This is a genomic window from Pseudotenacibaculum sp. MALMAid0570 (genome assembly GCF_040151415.1).
Classification (GTDB): Bacteria; Bacteroidota; Bacteroidia; order Flavobacteriales; family Flavobacteriaceae; genus Polaribacter.
On record NZ_JBDKWF010000050.1, the window covers coordinates 422,145 to 442,182 of the forward strand.

Genomic DNA, 20,038 nt, shown 5'->3' on the forward strand with positions numbered 1-20,038 from the left:
GAATAATGAAAAAAATAACATTTAAAACAAAGAGTAGTAAACAAATTTCAGATACAATAACCCCTGTAGGTTTGTATTTGAGATTTAGGGACAAATATCCAAATACATTACTTTTAGAGAGTTCTGATTACCATAGCAAAGAAGAGAGTTTTTCTTTTATTTGTATAGAGCCTGTTGTGAGTATGAAAGTGGAAAATCATATTTTTTCTACTCATTACAAAGGAGCTTTACAAACAGAGAAAGCTATCAACAAAGACTTTTATGAACAGTTCTTAGATTTTACAAATGCTGTAGAATTAGATTGTGATGAATCTTTAAAATCATTTAATGGATTATATGGTTACACAACATTTGATAGTGTGCAGTATTTTGAGAATATCACTTTTAATACTCCTCAAGCACCATCTGCCATTCCTTTCATGCAATACAGTTTTTACAGATTTATCATAGCGATTAATCATTTTAACGATGAAATGACCTTGATAGAAAATGTTGAAGAAGGAACACAAGCAAGAATTTCAGAAATAGAAACCATTATAAAGTCTCAAGCTTTTAATACGCAAAAATTCGAGGTTGTTGGAGAAGAATCTTCTAACTGTACCGATGAAGATTTTAAAGAATATGTAACCAAAGCAAAATCACATTGCAAGAGAGGAGACGTTTTTCAATTAGTTCTTTCGCGCCAGTTTCAACAATCATTTAAAGGAGACGAGTTTAATGTATACAGAGCTCTAAGGTCTATTAATCCTTCTCCTTATTTATTCTATTTTGATTATGGGAGTTTTAAATTAATGGGATCATCGCCTGAAGCACAAATAAAAGTAAATGAAGGAAAGGCAGTCATCAATCCCATTGCAGGAACATTTCGTAGAACAGGAGATATTGCAGAAGATATAAAATTGGGAAAGATTCTTTCTGAAGATAAAAAAGAAACAGCTGAACATGTAATGCTAGTTGACTTGGCAAGAAATGATTTAAGCAAACATGCTAATGATGTCAATGTAGAGGTGTTTAAAGAGGTTCAGTTTTTTAGTCACGTGATTCATTTGGTATCTACTGTACAAGGACAGATCAAAGGAGATCCAATTAAAATTGTTGGAGATACATTTCCTGCAGGAACCTTAAGCGGAGCACCAAAATACAAAGCATTAGAATTGATTGATAAATACGAAAATCAGTCTCGAGGGTTTTATGGAGGTGCTGTTGGAATTATTGGTTTGAATGGCTCTGTAAACTTAGCCATAGCCATTCGTTCATTTGTAAGTAAACAAAACAAATTATACTACCAAGCAGGAGCTGGAATTGTAATTCATTCCGACGAAGAGAAAGAACTACAAGAAGTAAATAACAAATTAGCAGCGTTGAAAAAGGCTTTAATTTTAGCCGAAAAGATTTAAAATGAAAATACTCATCATAGACAATTACGATTCGTTTACCTACAATCTTGTTCATATGGTTGAAAAGATTACAGGGAAATTACCTTCTGTTTTTAGAAACGACGAAATAGAATTAGAAGAAATAGATCAATATGATCTAATTATGTTATCACCAGGTCCTGGAATTCCTGATGAAGCAGGAATTTTAAAAGACGCTATTAAAATGTACGCAAATAAAAAGCCCATTTTCGGAGTTTGCTTAGGACTACAAGCTATTACCGAAGTGTTTGGTGGAAGTTTAATTAATATGGAAGAAGTTTTTCATGGTGTTGCAACTGATATGAAAATTACACAGCCTAACGCAATAATCTTTCAAGGTGTTTCATCAGAATTCCCAGCAGCTCGCTACCATTCATGGATAGCCGCTAAAAATGATTTTCCAGATGAGTTAGAAGTAACTGCAGAAGATGAAGCAGGAAGTATTATGGCTATACGTCATAAAGAATATGCAATTAGCGCTGTGCAATTTCATCCAGAATCAATCTTAACAGAAGTGGGAGAAAAAATAGTATCTAATTTTATCAAAGCACATACATTATGAGAGCAATTCTGAACGATCTTTATCAGCACAAACGACTTTCAGAATCTGAAGCAAAAGAAGTACTATTAGACATAGCAGCTTCTAAATATAACGATGCTCATTTGTCTTCATTCATGACTGTTTTCATGATGCGTCCTATAACTGTAGATGAACTTTCTGGTTTTAGAAAAGCATTAAAAGAGTTAGCAGTAAAAGTAGACCTTTCAGAATTTGAAACTATTGATATTGTTGGTACTGGAGGCGATGGAAAAGATACATTTAATATTTCTACATTAACTTCTTTTGTAGTAGCAGGAACCGGACAAAAAGTTGCTAAACACGGAAACTATAGTGTGTCATCAAAATCAGGTTCTTCAGATATGCTTGAAAGCTTCGGTTACGAGTTTACTAATAATGAAGACACCTTAAAGAATCATTTAGAAAAAGCCAATATTTGTTTTTTGCATGCACCTAAGTTTCATCCTGCGATGAAAGCTGTTGGACCTACAAGAAAAGCCTTGGCTTTAAAAACTTTTTTTAATATGTTGGGACCTTTGGTAAACCCAAGTTCACCTCAAAACTCTATGCTGGGCACTTTCAATTTAGAAGTAGCTCGCTTGTACAATTATATTCTGCAAGAAGAGGATTCTAATTATGGAATTATTCACGCTTTAGATGGATACGATGAAATCTCATTAACAAGTGGTTTTAAATTATTTACAAAACAAGGAGAACAATTAATCACTCCCGAAGAATTAGGCCAAAAACGAATTTTACAATCTGATATTTACGGAGGAAATTCAGTAAAAGATGCCGCAAAAATATTCAAAAACATTTTAGATGGAAATGGAAGCGAAGCACAGAATAATGTTGTGCTCACAAATGCAGCTTTCGCGTTAAAAATTATTGATTCCAGTAAGTCTTTTGAAGAAGTATTTGAATCTGCAAAGGATTCATTACTAGGAGGAAAAGCAAAACAATGTTTAGATAAATTGGTAAATTAAATAATGTCACCTCGAGCTTAGTAGAGAGGTCTCAATCGCATTAACTAGCAAAAAAACATAATGACAATACTAGACAAAATAATAGCCTTTAAGAAAAAAGAAGTAGCAAAGATTAAATCAGATGTACCGATAAAGAAACTGGTAGAAAGTCCCAACTTTAAAAGAGAACCAATTTCATTAAGAAAATCTTTATTAGAACCTTATTCAACGGGAATCATAGCTGAGTTTAAAAGGCAATCACCATCCAAAGGAATTATTAATGATAAAGTAAGCGTAGAAGAAGTAACAACAGGATACTTAGATGCCAATGTAGCGGCACAATCCATTCTTACAGATACTTCATTTTTTGGAGGAACGATGGTGGATTTAATGCAAGCTAGGTCTGTCAATTCAGAAAAGCCTATCCTACGTAAGGATTTTATTGTAGACGGATTTCAGATTGTAGAAGCCAAAGCAATTGGAGCAGATGTAATTTTATTAATTGCCGCTTGTTTAACTAAAGAAGAACTAAAGAATTACGGAAAATTGGCGGAAGATCTAGGAATGGAAGTTTTATATGAAGTACATACGCAAGAAGATTTAGAGAAGATCGAATTAAGCAATAAGATTATTGGAGTCAATAATAGAAACTTGAAAACTTTTGAAGTAGACTTAGAACATTCTATCAGCTTAGCAAATCAAATTCCTGAAGGTTGTGTTCGAGTTTCTGAAAGTGGAATTAGTGACCCTAGAATTATCACTGGATTAAAAGAATACAACTTCAAAGGTTTTCTCATTGGCGAAAACTTTATGAAAGAAGAGAATCCAGGATTAGCATGTGAAGAATTTATCAGTCAAATTAGATAAGTATGAAACTGAAAGTTTGCGGAATGAAATATGTAGAAAATCTACAATCAGTTGCTCAATTACAACCTGATTATTTGGGGTTTATTTTCTATGAACAATCACCAAGAAATTTCGAAGGTGTTATTCCTGAAATACCAAAGACTATAAAGAAAACAGGTGTTTTTGTAAATGAATTTATTGAGATTCTAGTCTCGCTTGTTCAAGAGTATAAACTAGAAGCAATTCAGTTACATGGTGATGAAACTATTGAATACATTCAAGAAATAAAGAGTCATTTAAAGAATGTTGAAATTATCAAAGTTTTTGGAATCAAAGACGATTTCGATTTTTCAATATTAGAATCATATAAAGATGAAGTAGATTATTTTTTATTCGATACCAAAGGAAAAGAAAGAGGTGGTAATGGTGTAAAATTTGATTGGTTGGTTTTAAAAAAATATCCATATCAAAAACCATTTTTCTTGAGCGGAGGTATTGGTCCAAATGATATTGAAGAAATTAAAAAAATAAAAAATTCAGGTTTGCCAATTCATACAGTTGATATCAACAGTAGGTTTGAAATTGAACCTGGAGTTAAGAATATAAAATTGATTAAAAAATTTAAAAATGAGTTTAAAGGTTTATAAGTTTTAAGAAATAAACGAATTAACTACTAAACACATCAACTAAAGTATACTATGAAATCAAAATTTCAACCTGATGAGTTCGGATATTTTGGGCAATTTGGAGGAGCTTACATTCCCGAACTATTATATCCAAATGTGAAAGAGATTGAAGACAATTACATGCAAATCATCGAATCTGATGAATTTCAAGAAGAGTATAAAAGCTTACTGAAAGATTATGTAGGAAGACCTAGTCCGTTGTATTATGCAAAGCGATTATCTAATAAATACGGAGCTCATATCTATTTAAAGAGAGAAGACCTAAATCATACAGGTGCACACAAAGTGAATAATACTATTGGACAAATCTTGATTGCAAAAAAGTTGGGAAAGACTCAAATCATAGCAGAAACAGGAGCTGGTCAACACGGAGTGGCAACAGCCACCGTCTGTGCATTAATGGGAATGGAGTGCACGGTATTTATGGGTGAAACAGATATCAAACGTCAAGCTCCCAATGTAGCTCGTATGAAAATGCTAGGAGCAAAAGTAGTTCCAGCTACTAGCGGTAGTAAAACCTTAAAAGATGCAACCAATGAAGCTATTCGTTATTGGATTCAAAATCCACAAACTTTTTACTTAATTGGATCTGTAGTGGGGCCACACCCGCACCCAGATATGGTAGCGCGTTTACAAGCTGTAATCTCAGAAGAAATGAAATGGCAATTGAAGGAAAAAACAGGGAAAGAAAATCCTGATACTATCATTGCTTGTGTTGGAGGAGGAAGTAATGCCGCAGGAGCATTCTATCATTATATGGATGAAGAAGATGTGGAATTAATTGCTGTTGAAGCTGCTGGATTAGGAGTGAATTCGGGGGAAAGTGCCGCGACTTCTCAATTGGGCGAAGTAGGAATCATTCATGGAAGCAAGACTATTTTAATGCAAGACGAATACGGACAAATAGTAGAACCATATTCTATTTCGGCAGGATTGGATTACCCTGGGGTAGGACCTTTACATGCATATTTATATGAAACTAAACGGGCAAGGTTTATGAATGCTACCGATAAAGAAGCTTTGCAAGCAGCTTATGAATTAACAAAAATTGAAGGTATTATTCCTGCTCTTGAAACTGCTCATGCGTTAGCTGTTTTGTCTAAGATAGAATTTCAAAAAAATCAAGTAGTAGTAGTAAATCTCTCAGGAAGAGGAGATAAAGACTTAGAAACTTATATCAAACGCTTAGAAGAATAAAAGATGAATTCGATTGCACGTTTAATAGAAAAGAAATCCTCTCAACTTTTGTCGATTTATTTTACATCTGGTTTTCCCAAGTTAGATGACACAACAAAAATAATTCAAGAATTAAGTTCATCAGGTGTAGATTTTATTGAAGTAGGATTGCCCTATTCAGATCCGTTAGCTGATGGCCCAACTATTCAGAATAGTAGTCAGAAGGCGTTAAAAAACGGAATCAATCTAGATATTGTTTTTGATCAATTATTAGAAATAAAAGAGACGAATACAACACCTTTAGTTTTAATGGGTTATTTAAACCAATTGCTAAAATATGGCGAAGATAAGTTTTGTCAGAAGTTGGTTGACTGTGGTATTGATACAGTAATCATTCCAGATCTACCCATGATTGAATATGAAAATCATTACCAAGAGCTATTCAATAAATATGGAATCAACAATGTGTTTTTAATCACTCCATTAACCTCCGAAGAACGAATTCGGAAAATCGATTCCTTTACTAAGAGTTTTATTTATATGGTTGCTTCTAGTTCAATTACTGGAGCTAAAGGTGAGATTTCTCAAGAGCAGATCAACTATTTTGAACGAATTAAATCCATGGAGTTACAAAGTAAACGAATCATTGGTTTTGGAATTTCAGATAAAGCAACCTTTTCTAAAGCTTGTGAGTATGGAAATGGAGCCATTATAGGATCTGCATTCATCAAGCATTTAGAAAAACAAGGAGTTGAAAAAATTAGTGAATTTGTAAATTCTGTTTTGGATAAAAAAACACCTGTTAAGAAAATCTTAAAATGATATTTTTCATTAATTAAAGTTCTAACTTGTTGAACTTTATAAAAACCAAACAAAATGTCATCTAAATTTTTAACAGCCCTAGCATTCCTAGTTACTGGATTTGTCTCTGCACAAAGCTCTTTGATTAGAATGCCCAGTATTAGTCCTGATGCATCAGAACTAGCCTTTTCTTATCAAGGCGACATCTGGACCTATAACTTAAACACACAACAGACCAAAAGGTTAACTGTTCATGAAGCTTATGAAGGAAATCCTATTTGGAATAATAATGGAACTCAATTAGCATTTAGTTCAAACAGAAAAGGAGCTAATAATATCTTTACGATTTCCAAAAACGGAGGTACTCCCCAACAGATTACCTATTATCCTACAACAGACACACCCTATGATTGGACAAAAGGAAATAAAATTGTTTTTACAACCAATCGTGTTTTAAAAGGACCAGAATGGGATGCGCAAACTTATTCAGTAAGTGCTAATGGAGGAACACCAGAAAGATTAATAACTGCTTTAGGAAGTATGGCTACTGTTTCTCCAAACGGAAAATTTATAGCCTACGCTAAAGGAGCTTGTCGTATTTCCCGTGAAGATTATTCAGGGTCGGCTCAACGTGATATCTGGATTTATAACACAGCTTCCAAAAAGTATGTGCAAATTACAGATACGGCAAAAAATGACCATTCACCACAATGGGATGCAGCTGGAAATTTATATTATATAGGAGCAGAAAGCGGACGATATAATATCTACAAGCAAAGTATTTCTAGTGATGGATCTGCGCAAGGAAAACCACAAAAAATAACCAATCAAAGGAGAGACGGGGTAGTTTCGTATTCGGTAAGTGATAATGGAACAATTGTGTTTTCTACAGCATTCAATGTCTATCAAATTAAAAACGGATCTACTAAGAAGTTATCCTTGAATTTGGCAACTGATTATCGTTTTGAGGAAGAAAAAACAACAACAACTTCTGGAGGAATTTCATCTTTTGATGTATCTCCTAATGGGAAGTTAGTTGCAATGGAAATCAATGGGGAAATATTTGTAAAAGCAAATAACAAAGACAAAAGACGCTCTAATAATGTAAGTAATCACAGTTTTAGAGATCGTGAGCCACAGTGGATAAGTGATAAAGAAGTCATCTTTATTTCTGATAGAGATGGACACAATGAGGTCTATATTTCCACATCAAAAGATACTTTGGTGGGATTAGAAAGAAGCTTAAAGATAGAAACCAAAAAGTTAACAAAGAGCAAAGAAGATGTATACGAACTATTGGTTTCACCAGATCATAAGAAAGTTGCTTATAGAGTTGGCCGCGGAGATTTAATGGTGGCAGACATCAAAGATGGAAAAATTATCAATCCAAAAGCATTTTCATCAGGATGGGCAGCTGCAGAAGGAGTAAGTTGGAGTCCAGATAGTAAATATTTAGCATACTCACAGGAAGATTTAAATTTTGATAGTGAAATTTTTATTCAATCCGTAGACAATCCAAAAGACAAATTTAATGTTTCAATGCACCCTAGAAGTGATTTCTCACCAGTGTGGAGTCCAGACGGAAAGAAAATTGCCTTTACTTCTAACAGAAGTGGAAACAGAGGTGGAATTGATTTTGATGTTTGGATGGTTTGGCTGAAAAAAGAAGACTGGGAACGTTCTAGAACTGATAGAGAAGATGGAGACTATTACCCAGAGAAGAAAGCGAAAAAAGGAAAGTCAAAAGGGAAAAAGAAAGTAAAAGTAACGATTGATAGAGACAGAATTTTTGATCGATTGGTACGCATTACTCGTTTACCGGATGATGAGTTTGGAGGCGTGTTTAGTCCAGATAGTAAAAACATTTACTACTCTGCTACAGACCCAGCTACAAATAGCAGAAGTTTTTACAAAGTAAAGATTGATGGAAGAAGCCCGAAAGCAATCAAAGGAACATCAAGAGTTGGAGGTTTTGCAGAGATTAATGGAAAGTTCTATTTCACTTCGGCGGGAAGATTGAAAGAATTAAATCCAAAATCAGATAGAGTAACTTCATTACCACATTCAGCTAAATATAGAGAAGATTTCAAAGCGATGAATGAGCAAATGTTTGAAGAAGGAACTCGTGTGTTAACAATGGGATTCTATGACCCTAATTTCCATGGATACAATTGGAAGGCGTTGATTAAGAAGTACAAACCTTTAGCATTAAAAGCAAGTACTGAGCAAGATTATAGCTTTATTTTTAACTTGCTCTTAGGGCAATTGAATGCTAGTCATATGGGTTATCGTGCAGGAACTTCTGAAAGAACCAATAGCGATAATATTGGACTGCTTGGCGTAGAAGTAAAAAATACATCCAAAGGTGCAAGAATAGACTATGTATTAAAGAATTCTGTAGCTAATAAATCGAAAGTAAATCTTAGAGTTGGAGATGTTATTACTGCTGTAAACGGACAGAAAGTAGGAGCAAATACAAATTTCTATAGCTTATTAAAGAATAGTAGAGGAGACGAAGTGTTGCTAGCCTTAGACAACGGTAAAGAAGTTGTGGCAAGAACTTCTGGAAGCTTACGTACACTGCAATACGAAGCTTGGGTAGCTTCTAGAAAAGCATTGGTAGACAAATATTCAAACGGACAATTAGGATACATCCATATTCAAGGGATGAATGCTCCAAGTTTTGAGCGTTTTGAACGTGAACTCAAAGCAAGTGGATATGGTAAAAAAGGAATTGTAATAGATGTACGTTATAATGGTGGAGGATGGACCACTGACCGATTGATGGCTGTATTAAATGTAGATCAACATGCCTATACTATTCCAAGAGGAGCGGCAGAAAACTTACAAAAAGAGAATAAGAAATTCGCTGGAAACTATCCATTTAACGAACGTGCTATTTTGTCTGTAAATACAAAACCTAGCATTGCTTTATGTAATGAGAATAGTTATTCCAATGCAGAGATCTTCTCACATGCATATAAGAACTTAGGATTAGGGAAATTAGTAGGTCAACCTACGTTTGGTGCTGTAATCTCTACAGGAGGTTACGGATTAACTAAAGGATTTGTTCGTATGCCATTTAGAGCGTGGTATGTAAAGAAATCTGGAAAAAATATGGAAAATGATGCACCTGCAGTTCCTGATTACCTAGTAAAAAATGCTCCAGGATGGGGTGCAAGAGGAGAGGACGATCAGTTGAAAAAAGCGGTAGATGTTCTTCTAAAAGAAGTAAGATAATATTCGAAATATAGATAACAAAAAAGCCGAAGTTCAACTTCGGCTTTTTTTGATTACTATATCTAAAGGGATAATCAATTAAAAATATTTAATTGTACATGTATTCATATAGTTTATCTTTTTTATACGCTCTCACAGCTTTTTTAAGCTTCTTGTTGATCTTTGTTTCTGCATAATTTTCTATATAATTAAACAGTATTTTAGCACCGTTTAATTGAATCTCTCTAACATTATCCCTCTCCATAAATTTTTTATCTTTCTGCTTCTGAACGTCTATATATCTATTCTTGTTGAATCTTTCTTCCAATAAGTACTTTGCCATGCTTGCCATGTACATATTTACCATCAAATTATTCGTGCCAATGTCATCAGATATTTTTCCGCCAAGTATAATAGCATATTTAGATGTTCCATCCATCCAATCAATCATACTTTTTAAAGCATAAAAATAATTTTCTGTTTTTTCTTTGTATTTGTGTGTGAGTAGATAATTTATAGCTTCCAAAATGTCTTTATCTACACTGTCAAATTCTTCTTGGGTTTTAAATTTTTCAACTTTGTTGAATAAAGTTTTAAAGTTTTGAGCATTTGAATTAAGACTAAAAAAGATCAAAAAAGTAATTAAGAGTATTTTTTTCATTTTAGAATATATTTTAATAAACCTTCTCTCCATTCAAATAGGTAGCTACAGCTTTGGTATTGAAAAGTTTGTTTTCGTCTACTTCCATGATGTTTTGATCAAGAATCACAAAATCAGCAAATTTTCCAACTTCTATACTCCCTTTTTCATTTTCCTCGAAATTCGAGTAAGCAGCCCAGATGGTCATGCCTCTCAAAGTTTCTTCTCTTGATAATGCATTTTCCATTTGATAACCATCCTTTGGATACCCTGTGATGTCTTTTCTTACAACAGCAGCATAAAATGTTAAAAAAGGATTGACTTGTTCTACAGGATAATCAGTTCCTAAAGCTACTTTACCATAGGTGTCTAATAATTTCTTGTACGCATATCCACCTTTAATTCTATCTGCACCAACACGATCTCCAGCCCAATACATGTCACTAGTTGCATGAGTGGGTTGAATAGACGGAATGACATTTTTAAACAGCTCAAAATCGTTTATGTCTACAATCTGAGAATGCTCATTCCTCCAACGTCTGTCTTTGGCATCTCCTAATGCATCTTTATACACTTTTAAAACCCAATAATTAGCAGAATCTCCAATGGCATGCGTATTCATTTGATAATCGGAAGCAGCAATTTGTTTGGCAATCTCCTGATATCTCTCTGGAGAAAAAATTAAGGCGCCAAAATGATTCGCTCTATCGCTATACGATTGTTTCATCGCAGCTCCACGAGAACCTAAAGCTCCGTCTCCATATACTTTGAATGATCGCACATTCATACGATCCGTTTTATAAATTCCTTTTTTGGTGTAGTAGTCTAAGTTTTCTTGTGATGCAGAAACCATAGCATACACACGCATTTTTAAATCACCTGTTTTTTGCAAGCTGTCCATCAATTCGATTTCTTTTCTAGCCAACCCTGCATCATCAACAGTAGTTAATCCATAACTGAAATTAATTTTCTGAGCATCCATCAATCCAGAAATAGCTTCCTTGGTAGAAGTGTTTGGCATTTTGATGTAATTCATCGCTCTGTCAATCAACACACCAGTTAGTTTTCCGTTTTTGGTAATAAATTCGCCACCAGTCACATCTTTAGGGAAGTTGGTTTCAGACAATCCAGAATAATTTAAGGCAGCTTCATTCACTAACAATGCATGTCCATCAACACGTCTTACTGCTACAGGTATTCTTGGGAACAATTTATCTAATTTTTCTTTGGTAGGAAATTCTTTAACTTCCCAATCGTTTTGGTCCCAACCGCGACCCGTTACATAATCTACCTTTTTCTCATCAATAAAATCTGAGATCTTTTGCAAGACTTCATCGTAGCTTTTTGTTCCTTCTAAACTCACTTTTTGCAATTGCAATCCGTAACGGAAAAAATGACAATGTGCATCAATCAAACCTGGAACTAAAGTTTGTCCTTCAGCATCAACAGTGTTTGTAGAAGTAAACTTTTTTGTGATTTCATCAGTGCTACCAACAGCTACAAATTTCCCATCTTTTATAGCAAAAGCTTCTGCCTTGCTAAATGAATCATCTACTGTATAGATATTAGCATTTGTAACAATTAAATCTACTTTCTTTTGAGAGCAAGAAGCTAATAATACAAGCCCAAAAATGTAAATAAGTTTTTTCATTGTTTTAAGGTTTTATAGGCGTATTGTTGTACAAATATTTATCCATCAAATAAATAATACTACTCATAGAAGCACTTCCTAGCTCTAGTTCTCGCTTGTTTACTTTATCAAATGTATCTCTTGATGTATGATGGTAATCAAAATAACGTTGACTATCCGGTCTGTATCCAACCAAGGTAACCGTTTCACCTTTTAAAGGAGAAATGTCTGCACCACTTCCTCCTTTATCAATATCATGCAATCCATAAGGCGCTAGCAGTTTTTTCCAACTTTGTAAGAGTTTGGTGTTTTTGTTATTTGCATCGATAGAGAACCCTCTAGGAGTATGACCTCCGGCGTCAGATTCTAAACCGCCAATATGATTTTCCTTATTTACTTTAGCCAAACGAGCATATTCATTCGCTCCACGAGTTCCATTTTCTTCATTCATAAAAAAGACAACACGCAAGGTATTTTTAGGACGGATTCCATTCTTCTTGAATAAATACGCTACTTCCAATGATTGTACAACGCCTGTTCCATCATCGTGAGCGCCTTCGCCTAAATCCCAAGAATCTAAGTGACCACCTACCACAATAATATTTTCAGGAGTTTCAGATCCTCTAATTTCACCAACTACATTAAAAGAAGGCGCATCGGGTAAAGTCTCACAGCTTTGTTTGAAGTAGAATTTTAGATTAGGATTTGTTTTTAAATCAGCGCTTAAATTTTCGGCTGCTCTTGAGCTAATTGCAGCAGTAGGAATATATTGTTCTTTAGGAATATCTCTGTAGCTCATGGTTCCTGTGTGTGGATAATCATCTATACTATTTGTCATTGATCTAACAATAACACCTTTTGCTCCGTATTTTCCACAAACTGCTGCTCCAAAAACACGTTGCCCCACACAACCTCCGTAAGCTCTGAATGTGTTGATTAATGTATTGTCAAACGGACCATTAAAGAAGACAATTTTTCCTTTCATTTTGTCTCCTAACTTTTCTGCTTCTTCCAAACTTTTCACTTCAATAACTTCAGCAGTTACTCCATTTTTAGGAGTGGCTATAGAGAAACCTAAAGCACAAATAGGGACATCTTTCTTCTTTCCGTTTACAGTATAATGAGCTTCTTCTTTCTCACCACGAACCCAGTGAGGGACCATTACAGGTTGTAACCAAACAGAGTCTAAACCTACTTCCTTCATTACCTTTTCGCCCCAAGCTACGGCTTTAGCTGCTTCAGGAGATCCTGATAATCTTCCTCCAACATTTTGAGTTAAATCTCGAAGCCACTCGTAGGACTGGCCTTGTGTTAAGGCAGTGTTGAAGAATTGTTTAATATGTGTAGAATCTATTTTTTCTTCTGCGGATAAAGCAGCAGAATTGTTTGGTGATGTTTCTTTTGGTTGGCAAGCAATAACAAGGCTTGTTATTGCTAAAAACATAAGTTTTTTCATGGGTTGTGTAAATTTTTGAGAGCTAAATTTACGGAAAGTTTCGGAGAACTTTTTATGTTGATTTCTGCTTCCTTGAGAATTAACAGAATTGTGAAGCTTGTTGGATTGTTAATTCACCTGAACATGCAAGTGATCATCATGTCTAACAGCTTTACAACCTTGGAAGCGTATTTTTGATGAGGTCAGATTCATTCTTTGTTTAAGATGAGGCTCAATGAATATTTTTTTGACATTTTTGTTTTGGACAAACAACTCAATAAGTTTTTTTGTTGCTGTTTGATTAAATGTTAGGTTACTATTGGTGCCGAAGGTTAAATATTTTGGGTAATCGTACTGCCAAGCTCCTTTTTCTTTACAATTTTCAGTTTGGTTAAATTCATTCTCTTTAGGCTCTTCAAAAACACCGTAACCACTATTTGAAGGTTTGTCATTTGTTGGGCTTCCATTTTCGCCATTATAGATAAATGCAATATCTATTTTTTTACCATCATTATGACTAAGGTGAGGAAGAAGTGGAAATCCATCAAAAAAAGGAAAGTTAGCATCTAAATAAATAAGTTGTATTTCTGGGTATTTCACACTAATTTCCTCAGAAATTTCTACAATAACATCTTCGAGCTCTGGCGATACATAATTTCTATTCATAAGTTTTGTTAAGAAATTATGTGATTGAATTGTTGAGGCGTTTTTAATTTTAACCCTTCCGAAAATAGGAGCTGTGTAAGGAACTATTAAATAAGTGGCGAAAAGATAAATAACAGTAAACACAAGAAATCTTTTAAGGCGATATTGTTTCTTATTTTTTTTGACTACAAAAATAGAGATAAGGTAAACTACCCCTCCGATTTGGGTTGAAAGGGTTAGCAAGATAAATATTACAATAAGAGCTATTTTCCTCAAGATACATTTAATTTATAGAGGAGAGCTCAAATAATGTAATCTCTGGTCTCACATTGAAACGCACTTGCCAAAGATGACCTAATGCTCTATTTATATAAAGAGTTCTTCCGTCTTCTAAAGGAATTTTACCAGCAGTATAGTTTTTATTTTTAACAGGTAAAACCGGAGGTGGCAAAAAGGGAGGTTTTACTTGACCACCATGAGTATGACCAGACAGTATCCAACCTTTGTAACCATTCCATATATCAAGATCACAAACATCAGGATTATGACATAAAACCAGATTTGCTTTTGTTGGGTCTAAGCGATTCATAACTTTTTCTGGTTTGAAATTTATACCCCAAAAGTCGTCAATTCCTATAATATTTAAACCTTGAAAATCTTCTTGTTCATTTCTAAGAGTTTTAATTCCTGAATCATTTAATGTTTTTATAATTGTATTTGCAACATCAGCTTGCGACCAATTATGGCCGTAGTCATGATTTCCAAGTACACCAACAGTTGCCAATGATCCTTTAACAGCATTTTTAAAAACAGTTTCTAATTGGCGGATTTGTTCATCATTTTCGTAACTCACAAAATCACCAGTATAAACAACAAAATCAGGATTTAATTTTTGAGCTTTTTTAAACGATTCTATTAAATAATTCCAGTCAAATCGATTTCCTACATGTACATCACTGATTTGCATTAAAACTTTTCCCTCTAAAGATTTTGGGAGGTTTTTTATAGGCATTTTAATTTTTACAAATTCAAGCCAAAAAGGTTCTATCTGCCATGAATAAAGACTAGTAAATAATCCAGCGCCTAGCAAGCCCAGAGCGCTTTTTTTAATAAATTTTCTTCTTCTCAATTTTTTATAGTTTTCTAGAGATTTCTCTCAAAAATCAAACTTATAAGTAAAGCCAGCTAGTACTTGAAATCCTTGCACGTTAAAGTTAGCATATCTTTCGTAATCTGAACCTAACACATTGTTTAGCTTGATAAAAGCGGAAACAAAATCATTAAAATGATACCCCCCATTTAAATTTACGTCTACATAAGCATCTAAAGTTTGAACTCCTGCAAAGGTAGAAGGGAAAGTTCCTGTGTAGAGAAGATCTTTACGCTCTCCAACAAAGAAAACATTTGCTGATGCATACCATTTATCATTTTTATATTTTCCAAAAACAGCTCCTTCCATCGTTGGTAAGTTCCAAGCTTCAATCTGATTGGTAGTTGTGTAAGAATTGAACTGAGCATTTCCTCCAATCACCAATCTTTTGGTAACATCTATTTCCAACTCTCCGAAAATAGACAGGGTTTTAATGTCGTCATAATAAACACTGAAAGAGTTTCCATACTCAAACCCTAATAAAGGATTGAATGCATCAAAAACACCATTGGATTTCGAGTTGTTTCTAGCGTATAAGGCTCTATCTTCATCACTTTTATAGCTTGCTCTAATATTAAAGCTTACATCTGATGAAAATTTCCCGTTAATTCCACCAAATACACTGTATTGCTCATTGGTTTGCGTTAGAAATAGAGTAGGAGAAACAAATGGATTTTCTTCACTTAAACTTTGAAACGAATTCATATGCAAATCACCACCAGCACCAACATAGATATTTGCTAAGTTAGAAACTAAAGGATATGTTAATTGAATATCAGGATAAGCTAAGAAATCGGTTAAACTATTTTCTATATCAAAAGATAGGTAAACTTTGGTTCCTAATTTTACATTGAGGTCTTTCCAATCTAATCTGTAAGTTGGATTCAATCCAACATTTAAAAAACTATAAGTTACATTGGTTGCATCTCTGTAATTTTGTTCAAACTCGCCTTTTAAATAATCGATGGAAGTTTTTAAGTCCAAATCTTTCCATCGTCTATTAATTCTGTCTAAGGGAAGCTTAAAATTAGGTTGTAAGGTAAATCGTATCTCTTTGCTTCCAAAGTTGTCATCAAACATACTTATGGATGCTTTGATATCATCAAAATAAGAATCTTCAAAAGCAATTTCACCTTCTAATTCATACAAACCATAGGTTTGTTCTTCTTGAATAGCAGCAATAGATTGAGCATCAAAACTAATAGAAGGTAACCCGTACCAATTGTATTTGTTGCGTTCTACATTTCCTCCTATTTTCCAGGTAAAATAACGTTCTTCTTGTAAATAATAGGCTCCAACTTTTAAATTGGTGTATCCATTGTCTAAAGGTGTGTTTTCTACACCATCTTCTGATGAAATGTATTTTAAATAAATACCATAATCATTATCAAATTTACTGTTCTGATGTAAAAAAGCTTCTACGAAAGGTGTGGTATAGTTACCGAAACCAGCTGCGATATAATTTTCAAATAAACGCTCTTTTTTTCCAACATCAATTCCTTTTACAACTCCACTTTTAGGAACAAAAGTAGAGGCTACAGGAGCAGAAAAAATCTTGTATGTTAATTTTTGCTTTTGCGAGTTTTTACTCAATACAATACGCGGACTCTTTTTGATTTTAAAAGCGTCTGATATGGTAGGAGTATAGGATGTAATTACCGTAACTACTGTAGGCGAAAGTGTGTCTTTTTTCTTTTTTGGCTTCTTTTGAGAAAAAACTTGTACAGAAGCAAAAACAAATACGAATACTAGTATAACATTCTTTTTCATCAATTCTAGTTTTTGGGAGTTGTTACCGAATTATTGGTCTTGGCTTCGTTGAGTTTGATTTTTTTCAATTCGTTTTTTGCATCATTGATGACATCATCGAATTGCGTAAAATTCTTGATAATATTTTCTAAAATATAAGTGGCTTGATAGGGGTCATTGTTTTCCAAAGCATAATAGTTTTTTGCCATGATGATAAAACTTTTGGCTCCCCAATATTTATAGGCAGAATAATCTGAGGTTATGGTCTGAATTACCTTGTTAGATTCTGCATATTTTTTATTCTCATTTTTAAAGTAAGCACTATAATAGAGAGCTTCAGCTTTTAATTCACCTCTTGCATTTCTTTCAACTTCACGATAAAATTCTTCAGCCTTAGGATAATCTTCTGTTTGAAAAGCTGAACGAGCAATAATAATTTTAGCATCGTATTCAACTGTAGCTTCTAACTTATCCTGTAAAAGAATTTTCTCTGCATAGGTAACAGCCTTTTCATAAGTTCCAGACTGATAGTAACCTTTCATTAAGTTGCTTTGTGCATACAAGATGTTTTGTGGAAAATTGGCTTCTTGTTCTAACCTTTCTAAGAGCGGAATAGCATTCGCCCAATCTTCTTTTTCTAATAAAATCTGAGATAACTTGTTGATGGCTTCTTCGCTAAATTCGCTTTGAGGTTGATTCACCACAAATTGATAATGAGTAATGGCATCTTCTTGTTGATTAGACTTTGTAAGCAATTGCGCCAAATAGAAATTCGCTTTTAAAGCATTGATTCCATTTGGGAAAGCTTGAATATATTTTTGAAATCTATTAATCGCTTCAGGAACATCGTTTTCTTCAAACTTAGTTTCTGCAGATTCATAGGTGTCGTTATCCAATTCAGCATTGGGAACATTTACAAAGTCAATGTCTTTTATCCAAGTAGCATACTCATCAACTTTTCCAATATCTACATATACATTTCTTGCATTGGAAACGGCTTCTTTAGCTTCAGGAGAATTGGGAAATTTGGCTACAATATCTTTGTAATTGTTCAGTGCTTTTTCATTCTCATTATCGTTGTAATACAATAGGCCATCTCTTAACAATGCTCTTGGGTTGTATGAGCTTCTCGGGTGATTTTGAAACAATCTTTTATAAGCTCCGTGTGATTTTTCATTGTCCTTTAGCGCAGAATAAGTGCTTCCCAATTGAAATAGAGCATCGTCTCTAAAGTTAGAAAGCTCAAAGTTGGTTAGTAGGGTTTCAAGTTCATTAACTTTTGAAGTATTGTCATCTAAAAAACCGTAACTCATTCCCATTTGATATTGGGCATAGTCAGCTCCAGTTCCGACTTGATCTACAACAACACGGTATGAGTTAATAGCATTTTTATAATCTTTTGTAGCAAAATAACAATCACCAGCTCTGATAATTGCATCATCATTCATGCTTAAGTCTTCATTCTGAGTTTGAATAAAAACTTGAAATGATTTTACTGCATTAGAGTAATCTTTTAATTTGAAATAGCTATATCCAATGTTATAGTCTATTTGAGCGTATTCTTCTGTTTCTTTTGCAGTTGGATTTGCTCTAAAATCAACAAACCTATCTAAAGCTTCTTGGAAATTTCCAAGGCGATAATTTGCTTCAGCATTCCAGTATTGAGATTTTGCTTTAATATTACTATCAATAGATTTAATTCCTTGTAATAAATAGGGTAGTGATTCTTGTACTTTGTTTTCATTGAAAAGTTGAATACCTCTGTAATAAGAAACCTCATAGGTTAGTTCTTCATTTTGTTTGCTCTTATTTTTCGCTAAATAATCTAAAGCTCCTTGATAATCTTGTTGGTATAAATAAGAAGTAACAACTAATCCATTAATTTCATTATAACTAGGATTTTTAGGATAGGTTCTTAAGAAATCTTGCAACACTTCTGCAACACTCTTATATGGATTCCCTTCTTCATAACTCAGTTTCGCATAGTTTAGCGCTGCATCTTCTTTTACTTTCAAATCGAAATTCATTTCACTAGCACTTTTAAAAGCATTTAGTGCTTCGGATTTCTTTTCTAGGTATAAGTAACACTCACCTAAGTTGTAATATGCTTTTTGTGAAACATTATTTTTTTCGTCAATAATTTTATTGAAATTGCTTACGGCATTTTCAAAATCATTCTGTTTAAAGTAAGCATATCCCAATTGATAATAATCAGTATTATTCCATTTTCCTTTTTTTCCACGATAGGCTCTTAAATATGGAATAGCCTCTTCGTATTGTTTTAAATTGAAGTAACTTTCTCCAACAATCTTAGAAATTTCAGACTGATCTTTTGGTTTAGCTTTTTCTAATAACTGTTTTCCTACCTGAATACATTTTTCAAAACGTCCAGCCTTAAAGCTAATATCTAATAAGTAGTATGTTACTTCACTTTTATAAGCTTGTTCATCAGCTATTTCTTGTAAAGTTTTTTCTGCAATATCATAATCTTCTTGTTTGTAGGCAATATAACCGAAATAGTATCGAGAATCATTACCATATTTTGGGTCATTAACAAGTTTTGCAAATCTGTTTCTCGCCAGAGATAAGTTTCTTGTAGAAAGAAAAGCATATCCCATTTTAAAATCTAATTCTTTTTTATTGGCTTCGGAAAGTGCATCATTGTTTACTTTAGAATACCATTTTAATGCATAAGCAGCTCTTTTGTTAGCAAAATAATAGTTGCCAACATTAAAGTAAGCTTTGTCTTTTTTGTTGCTATTAGGATGATTATCAACAAAAGTCAACACTTTTTTATCTGCATCAGTTTGATTAAGACGAATGGCACACATAGCATCATAATAATCTGCATCTGCTTTTAAACGCATTCTATCTTCTGAGTTTTCAGATACTTCTACAAATGTCTTTTGCGCAGCAGCATATGCTTTGCTATTAAAAAGCTTTAATGCATGATTGTAATCAGCTAAAAGATTTACATCAATTTCAGATTGCTGTGCAAAAATATTTACAGAAAGAATAGTAAAAAACAGGATGGTTAGTTTGTGATAAAAAAAGCGATTTTTCATTAGAGAGTTTTTTGCTATTTACAAAAGATAACGCACGATTTGATATTTTGTTGGATT

15 protein-coding genes are annotated in these 20,038 nt (G+C 33.6%); 8 read left to right on the forward strand and 7 right to left on the reverse strand.

The window, feature by feature from the left end:
- Positions 1-5: 5 nt before the first annotated feature.
- From AAON49_RS14195 to AAON49_RS14230, 8 genes are read left to right on the forward strand one after another with little or no spacing between them, the layout of a single operon-like run.
- Positions 6-1,397: an anthranilate synthase component I family protein gene (locus AAON49_RS14195; protein WP_349555523.1), complete on the forward strand. Its 1,392-nt coding sequence runs from the start codon at positions 6-8 to the stop codon at positions 1,395-1,397.
- Position 1,398: 1 nt separating this feature from the next.
- Positions 1,399-1,977 carry an anthranilate synthase component II gene (locus tag AAON49_RS14200; RefSeq protein ID WP_349555524.1) on the forward strand — a complete coding sequence of 193 codons (579 nt, stop codon included), beginning with the start codon at positions 1,399-1,401 and terminating at the stop codon, positions 1,975-1,977.
- Positions 1,974-2,960, forward strand: coding sequence for an anthranilate phosphoribosyltransferase (gene trpD / locus AAON49_RS14205; protein WP_349555526.1), 987 nt, complete (start codon positions 1,974-1,976; stop codon positions 2,958-2,960). The genes AAON49_RS14200 and trpD overlap by 4 nt, the downstream gene beginning before the upstream one ends.
- 60 nt (positions 2,961-3,020) lie before the next feature.
- Positions 3,021-3,806, forward strand: coding sequence for an indole-3-glycerol phosphate synthase TrpC (trpC, locus tag AAON49_RS14210; protein WP_349555527.1), 786 nt, complete (start codon positions 3,021-3,023; stop codon positions 3,804-3,806).
- 2 nt (positions 3,807-3,808) lie between these two features.
- Positions 3,809-4,432, forward strand: coding sequence for a phosphoribosylanthranilate isomerase (locus AAON49_RS14215; protein ID WP_349555529.1), 624 nt, complete (start codon positions 3,809-3,811; stop codon positions 4,430-4,432).
- 51 nt (positions 4,433-4,483) lie between these two features.
- Positions 4,484-5,668, forward strand: coding sequence for a tryptophan synthase subunit beta (trpB, locus tag AAON49_RS14220; protein WP_349555530.1), 1,185 nt, complete (start codon positions 4,484-4,486; stop codon positions 5,666-5,668).
- A 3-nt stretch (positions 5,669-5,671) separates the two neighbouring features.
- Positions 5,672-6,469, forward strand: coding sequence for a tryptophan synthase subunit alpha (gene trpA, locus AAON49_RS14225; protein WP_349555532.1), 798 nt, complete (start codon positions 5,672-5,674; stop codon positions 6,467-6,469).
- 54 nt (positions 6,470-6,523) lie between these two features.
- Complete coding sequence (locus AAON49_RS14230; RefSeq protein ID WP_349555534.1) at positions 6,524-9,688, forward strand: S41 family peptidase; 3,165 nt, start codon at positions 6,524-6,526, stop codon at positions 9,686-9,688.
- Positions 9,689-9,776: 88 nt separating this feature from the next.
- Here AAON49_RS14230 and AAON49_RS14235 read toward each other — a convergent pair whose 3' ends face one another.
- The 7 genes from AAON49_RS14235 to AAON49_RS14265 all read right to left on the reverse strand — a co-directional run bounded on the left by AAON49_RS14235 (position 9,777) and on the right by AAON49_RS14265 (position 19,981).
- Positions 9,777-10,328, reverse strand: coding sequence for a hypothetical protein (locus AAON49_RS14235; protein WP_349555535.1), 552 nt, complete (start codon positions 10,326-10,328; stop codon positions 9,777-9,779).
- 13 nt (positions 10,329-10,341) lie between these two features.
- The gene (locus tag AAON49_RS14240; RefSeq protein WP_349555536.1) at positions 10,342-11,958 is read right to left on the reverse strand and encodes an amidohydrolase; all 1,617 of its coding nucleotides are present in this window, start codon (positions 11,956-11,958) and stop codon (positions 10,342-10,344) included.
- Between the two features lie 4 nt (positions 11,959-11,962).
- Positions 11,963-13,393 carry a M20/M25/M40 family metallo-hydrolase gene (locus AAON49_RS14245; protein ID WP_349555537.1) on the reverse strand — a complete coding sequence of 477 codons (1,431 nt, stop codon included), beginning with the start codon at positions 13,391-13,393 and terminating at the stop codon, positions 11,963-11,965.
- A 108-nt stretch (positions 13,394-13,501) separates the two neighbouring features.
- Positions 13,502-14,038 (reverse strand): hypothetical protein, encoded by a 537-nt coding sequence (locus tag AAON49_RS14250; protein WP_349555539.1) that lies wholly within the window; start codon positions 14,036-14,038, stop codon positions 13,502-13,504.
- A gap of 262 nt (positions 14,039-14,300) precedes the next feature.
- Entirely contained in the window at positions 14,301-15,146 is an 846-nt protein-coding gene (locus AAON49_RS14255) for a metallophosphoesterase (RefSeq protein WP_349555540.1), read from the reverse strand.
- 27 nt (positions 15,147-15,173) lie between these two features.
- Positions 15,174-16,937: a TonB-dependent receptor gene (locus tag AAON49_RS14260; protein ID WP_349555542.1), complete on the reverse strand. Its 1,764-nt coding sequence runs from the start codon at positions 16,935-16,937 to the stop codon at positions 15,174-15,176.
- Positions 16,938-16,942: 5 nt separating this feature from the next.
- On the reverse strand, positions 16,943-19,981 hold the full coding sequence (locus AAON49_RS14265; protein ID WP_349555543.1) for a tetratricopeptide repeat protein: 3,039 nt from the start codon (positions 19,979-19,981) through the stop codon (positions 16,943-16,945).
- Positions 19,982-20,038 lie beyond the last annotated feature (57 nt).

Bases quoted from the DNA above. Each gene is read 5' to 3' on its own strand.
- AAON49_RS14195 (WP_349555523.1), top strand. From the start codon at position 6: ATGAAAAAAATAACATTTAAAACAAAGAGTAGTAAACAAATTTCAGAT.
- AAON49_RS14250 (WP_349555539.1), bottom strand. From the start codon at position 14,038: ATGAATAGAAATTATGTATCGCCAGAGCTCGAAGATGTTATTGTAGAA.
- AAON49_RS14230 (WP_349555534.1), top strand. From the start codon at position 6,524: ATGTCATCTAAATTTTTAACAGCCCTAGCATTCCTAGTTACTGGATTT.
- trpC (WP_349555527.1), top strand. From the start codon at position 3,021: ATGACAATACTAGACAAAATAATAGCCTTTAAGAAAAAAGAAGTAGCA.
- AAON49_RS14200 (WP_349555524.1), top strand. From the start codon at position 1,399: ATGAAAATACTCATCATAGACAATTACGATTCGTTTACCTACAATCTT.
- trpD (WP_349555526.1), top strand. From the start codon at position 1,974: ATGAGAGCAATTCTGAACGATCTTTATCAGCACAAACGACTTTCAGAA.
- AAON49_RS14260 (WP_349555542.1), bottom strand. From the start codon at position 16,937: ATGAAAAAGAATGTTATACTAGTATTCGTATTTGTTTTTGCTTCTGTA.
- trpB (WP_349555530.1), top strand. From the start codon at position 4,484: ATGAAATCAAAATTTCAACCTGATGAGTTCGGATATTTTGGGCAATTT.
- AAON49_RS14245 (WP_349555537.1), bottom strand. From the start codon at position 13,393: ATGAAAAAACTTATGTTTTTAGCAATAACAAGCCTTGTTATTGCTTGC.
- AAON49_RS14240 (WP_349555536.1), bottom strand. From the start codon at position 11,958: ATGAAAAAACTTATTTACATTTTTGGGCTTGTATTATTAGCTTCTTGC.
- AAON49_RS14265 (WP_349555543.1), bottom strand. From the start codon at position 19,981: ATGAAAAATCGCTTTTTTTATCACAAACTAACCATCCTGTTTTTTACT.
- AAON49_RS14215 (WP_349555529.1), top strand. From the start codon at position 3,809: ATGAAACTGAAAGTTTGCGGAATGAAATATGTAGAAAATCTACAATCA.
- AAON49_RS14235 (WP_349555535.1), bottom strand. From the start codon at position 10,328: ATGAAAAAAATACTCTTAATTACTTTTTTGATCTTTTTTAGTCTTAAT.
- trpA (WP_349555532.1), top strand. From the start codon at position 5,672: ATGAATTCGATTGCACGTTTAATAGAAAAGAAATCCTCTCAACTTTTG.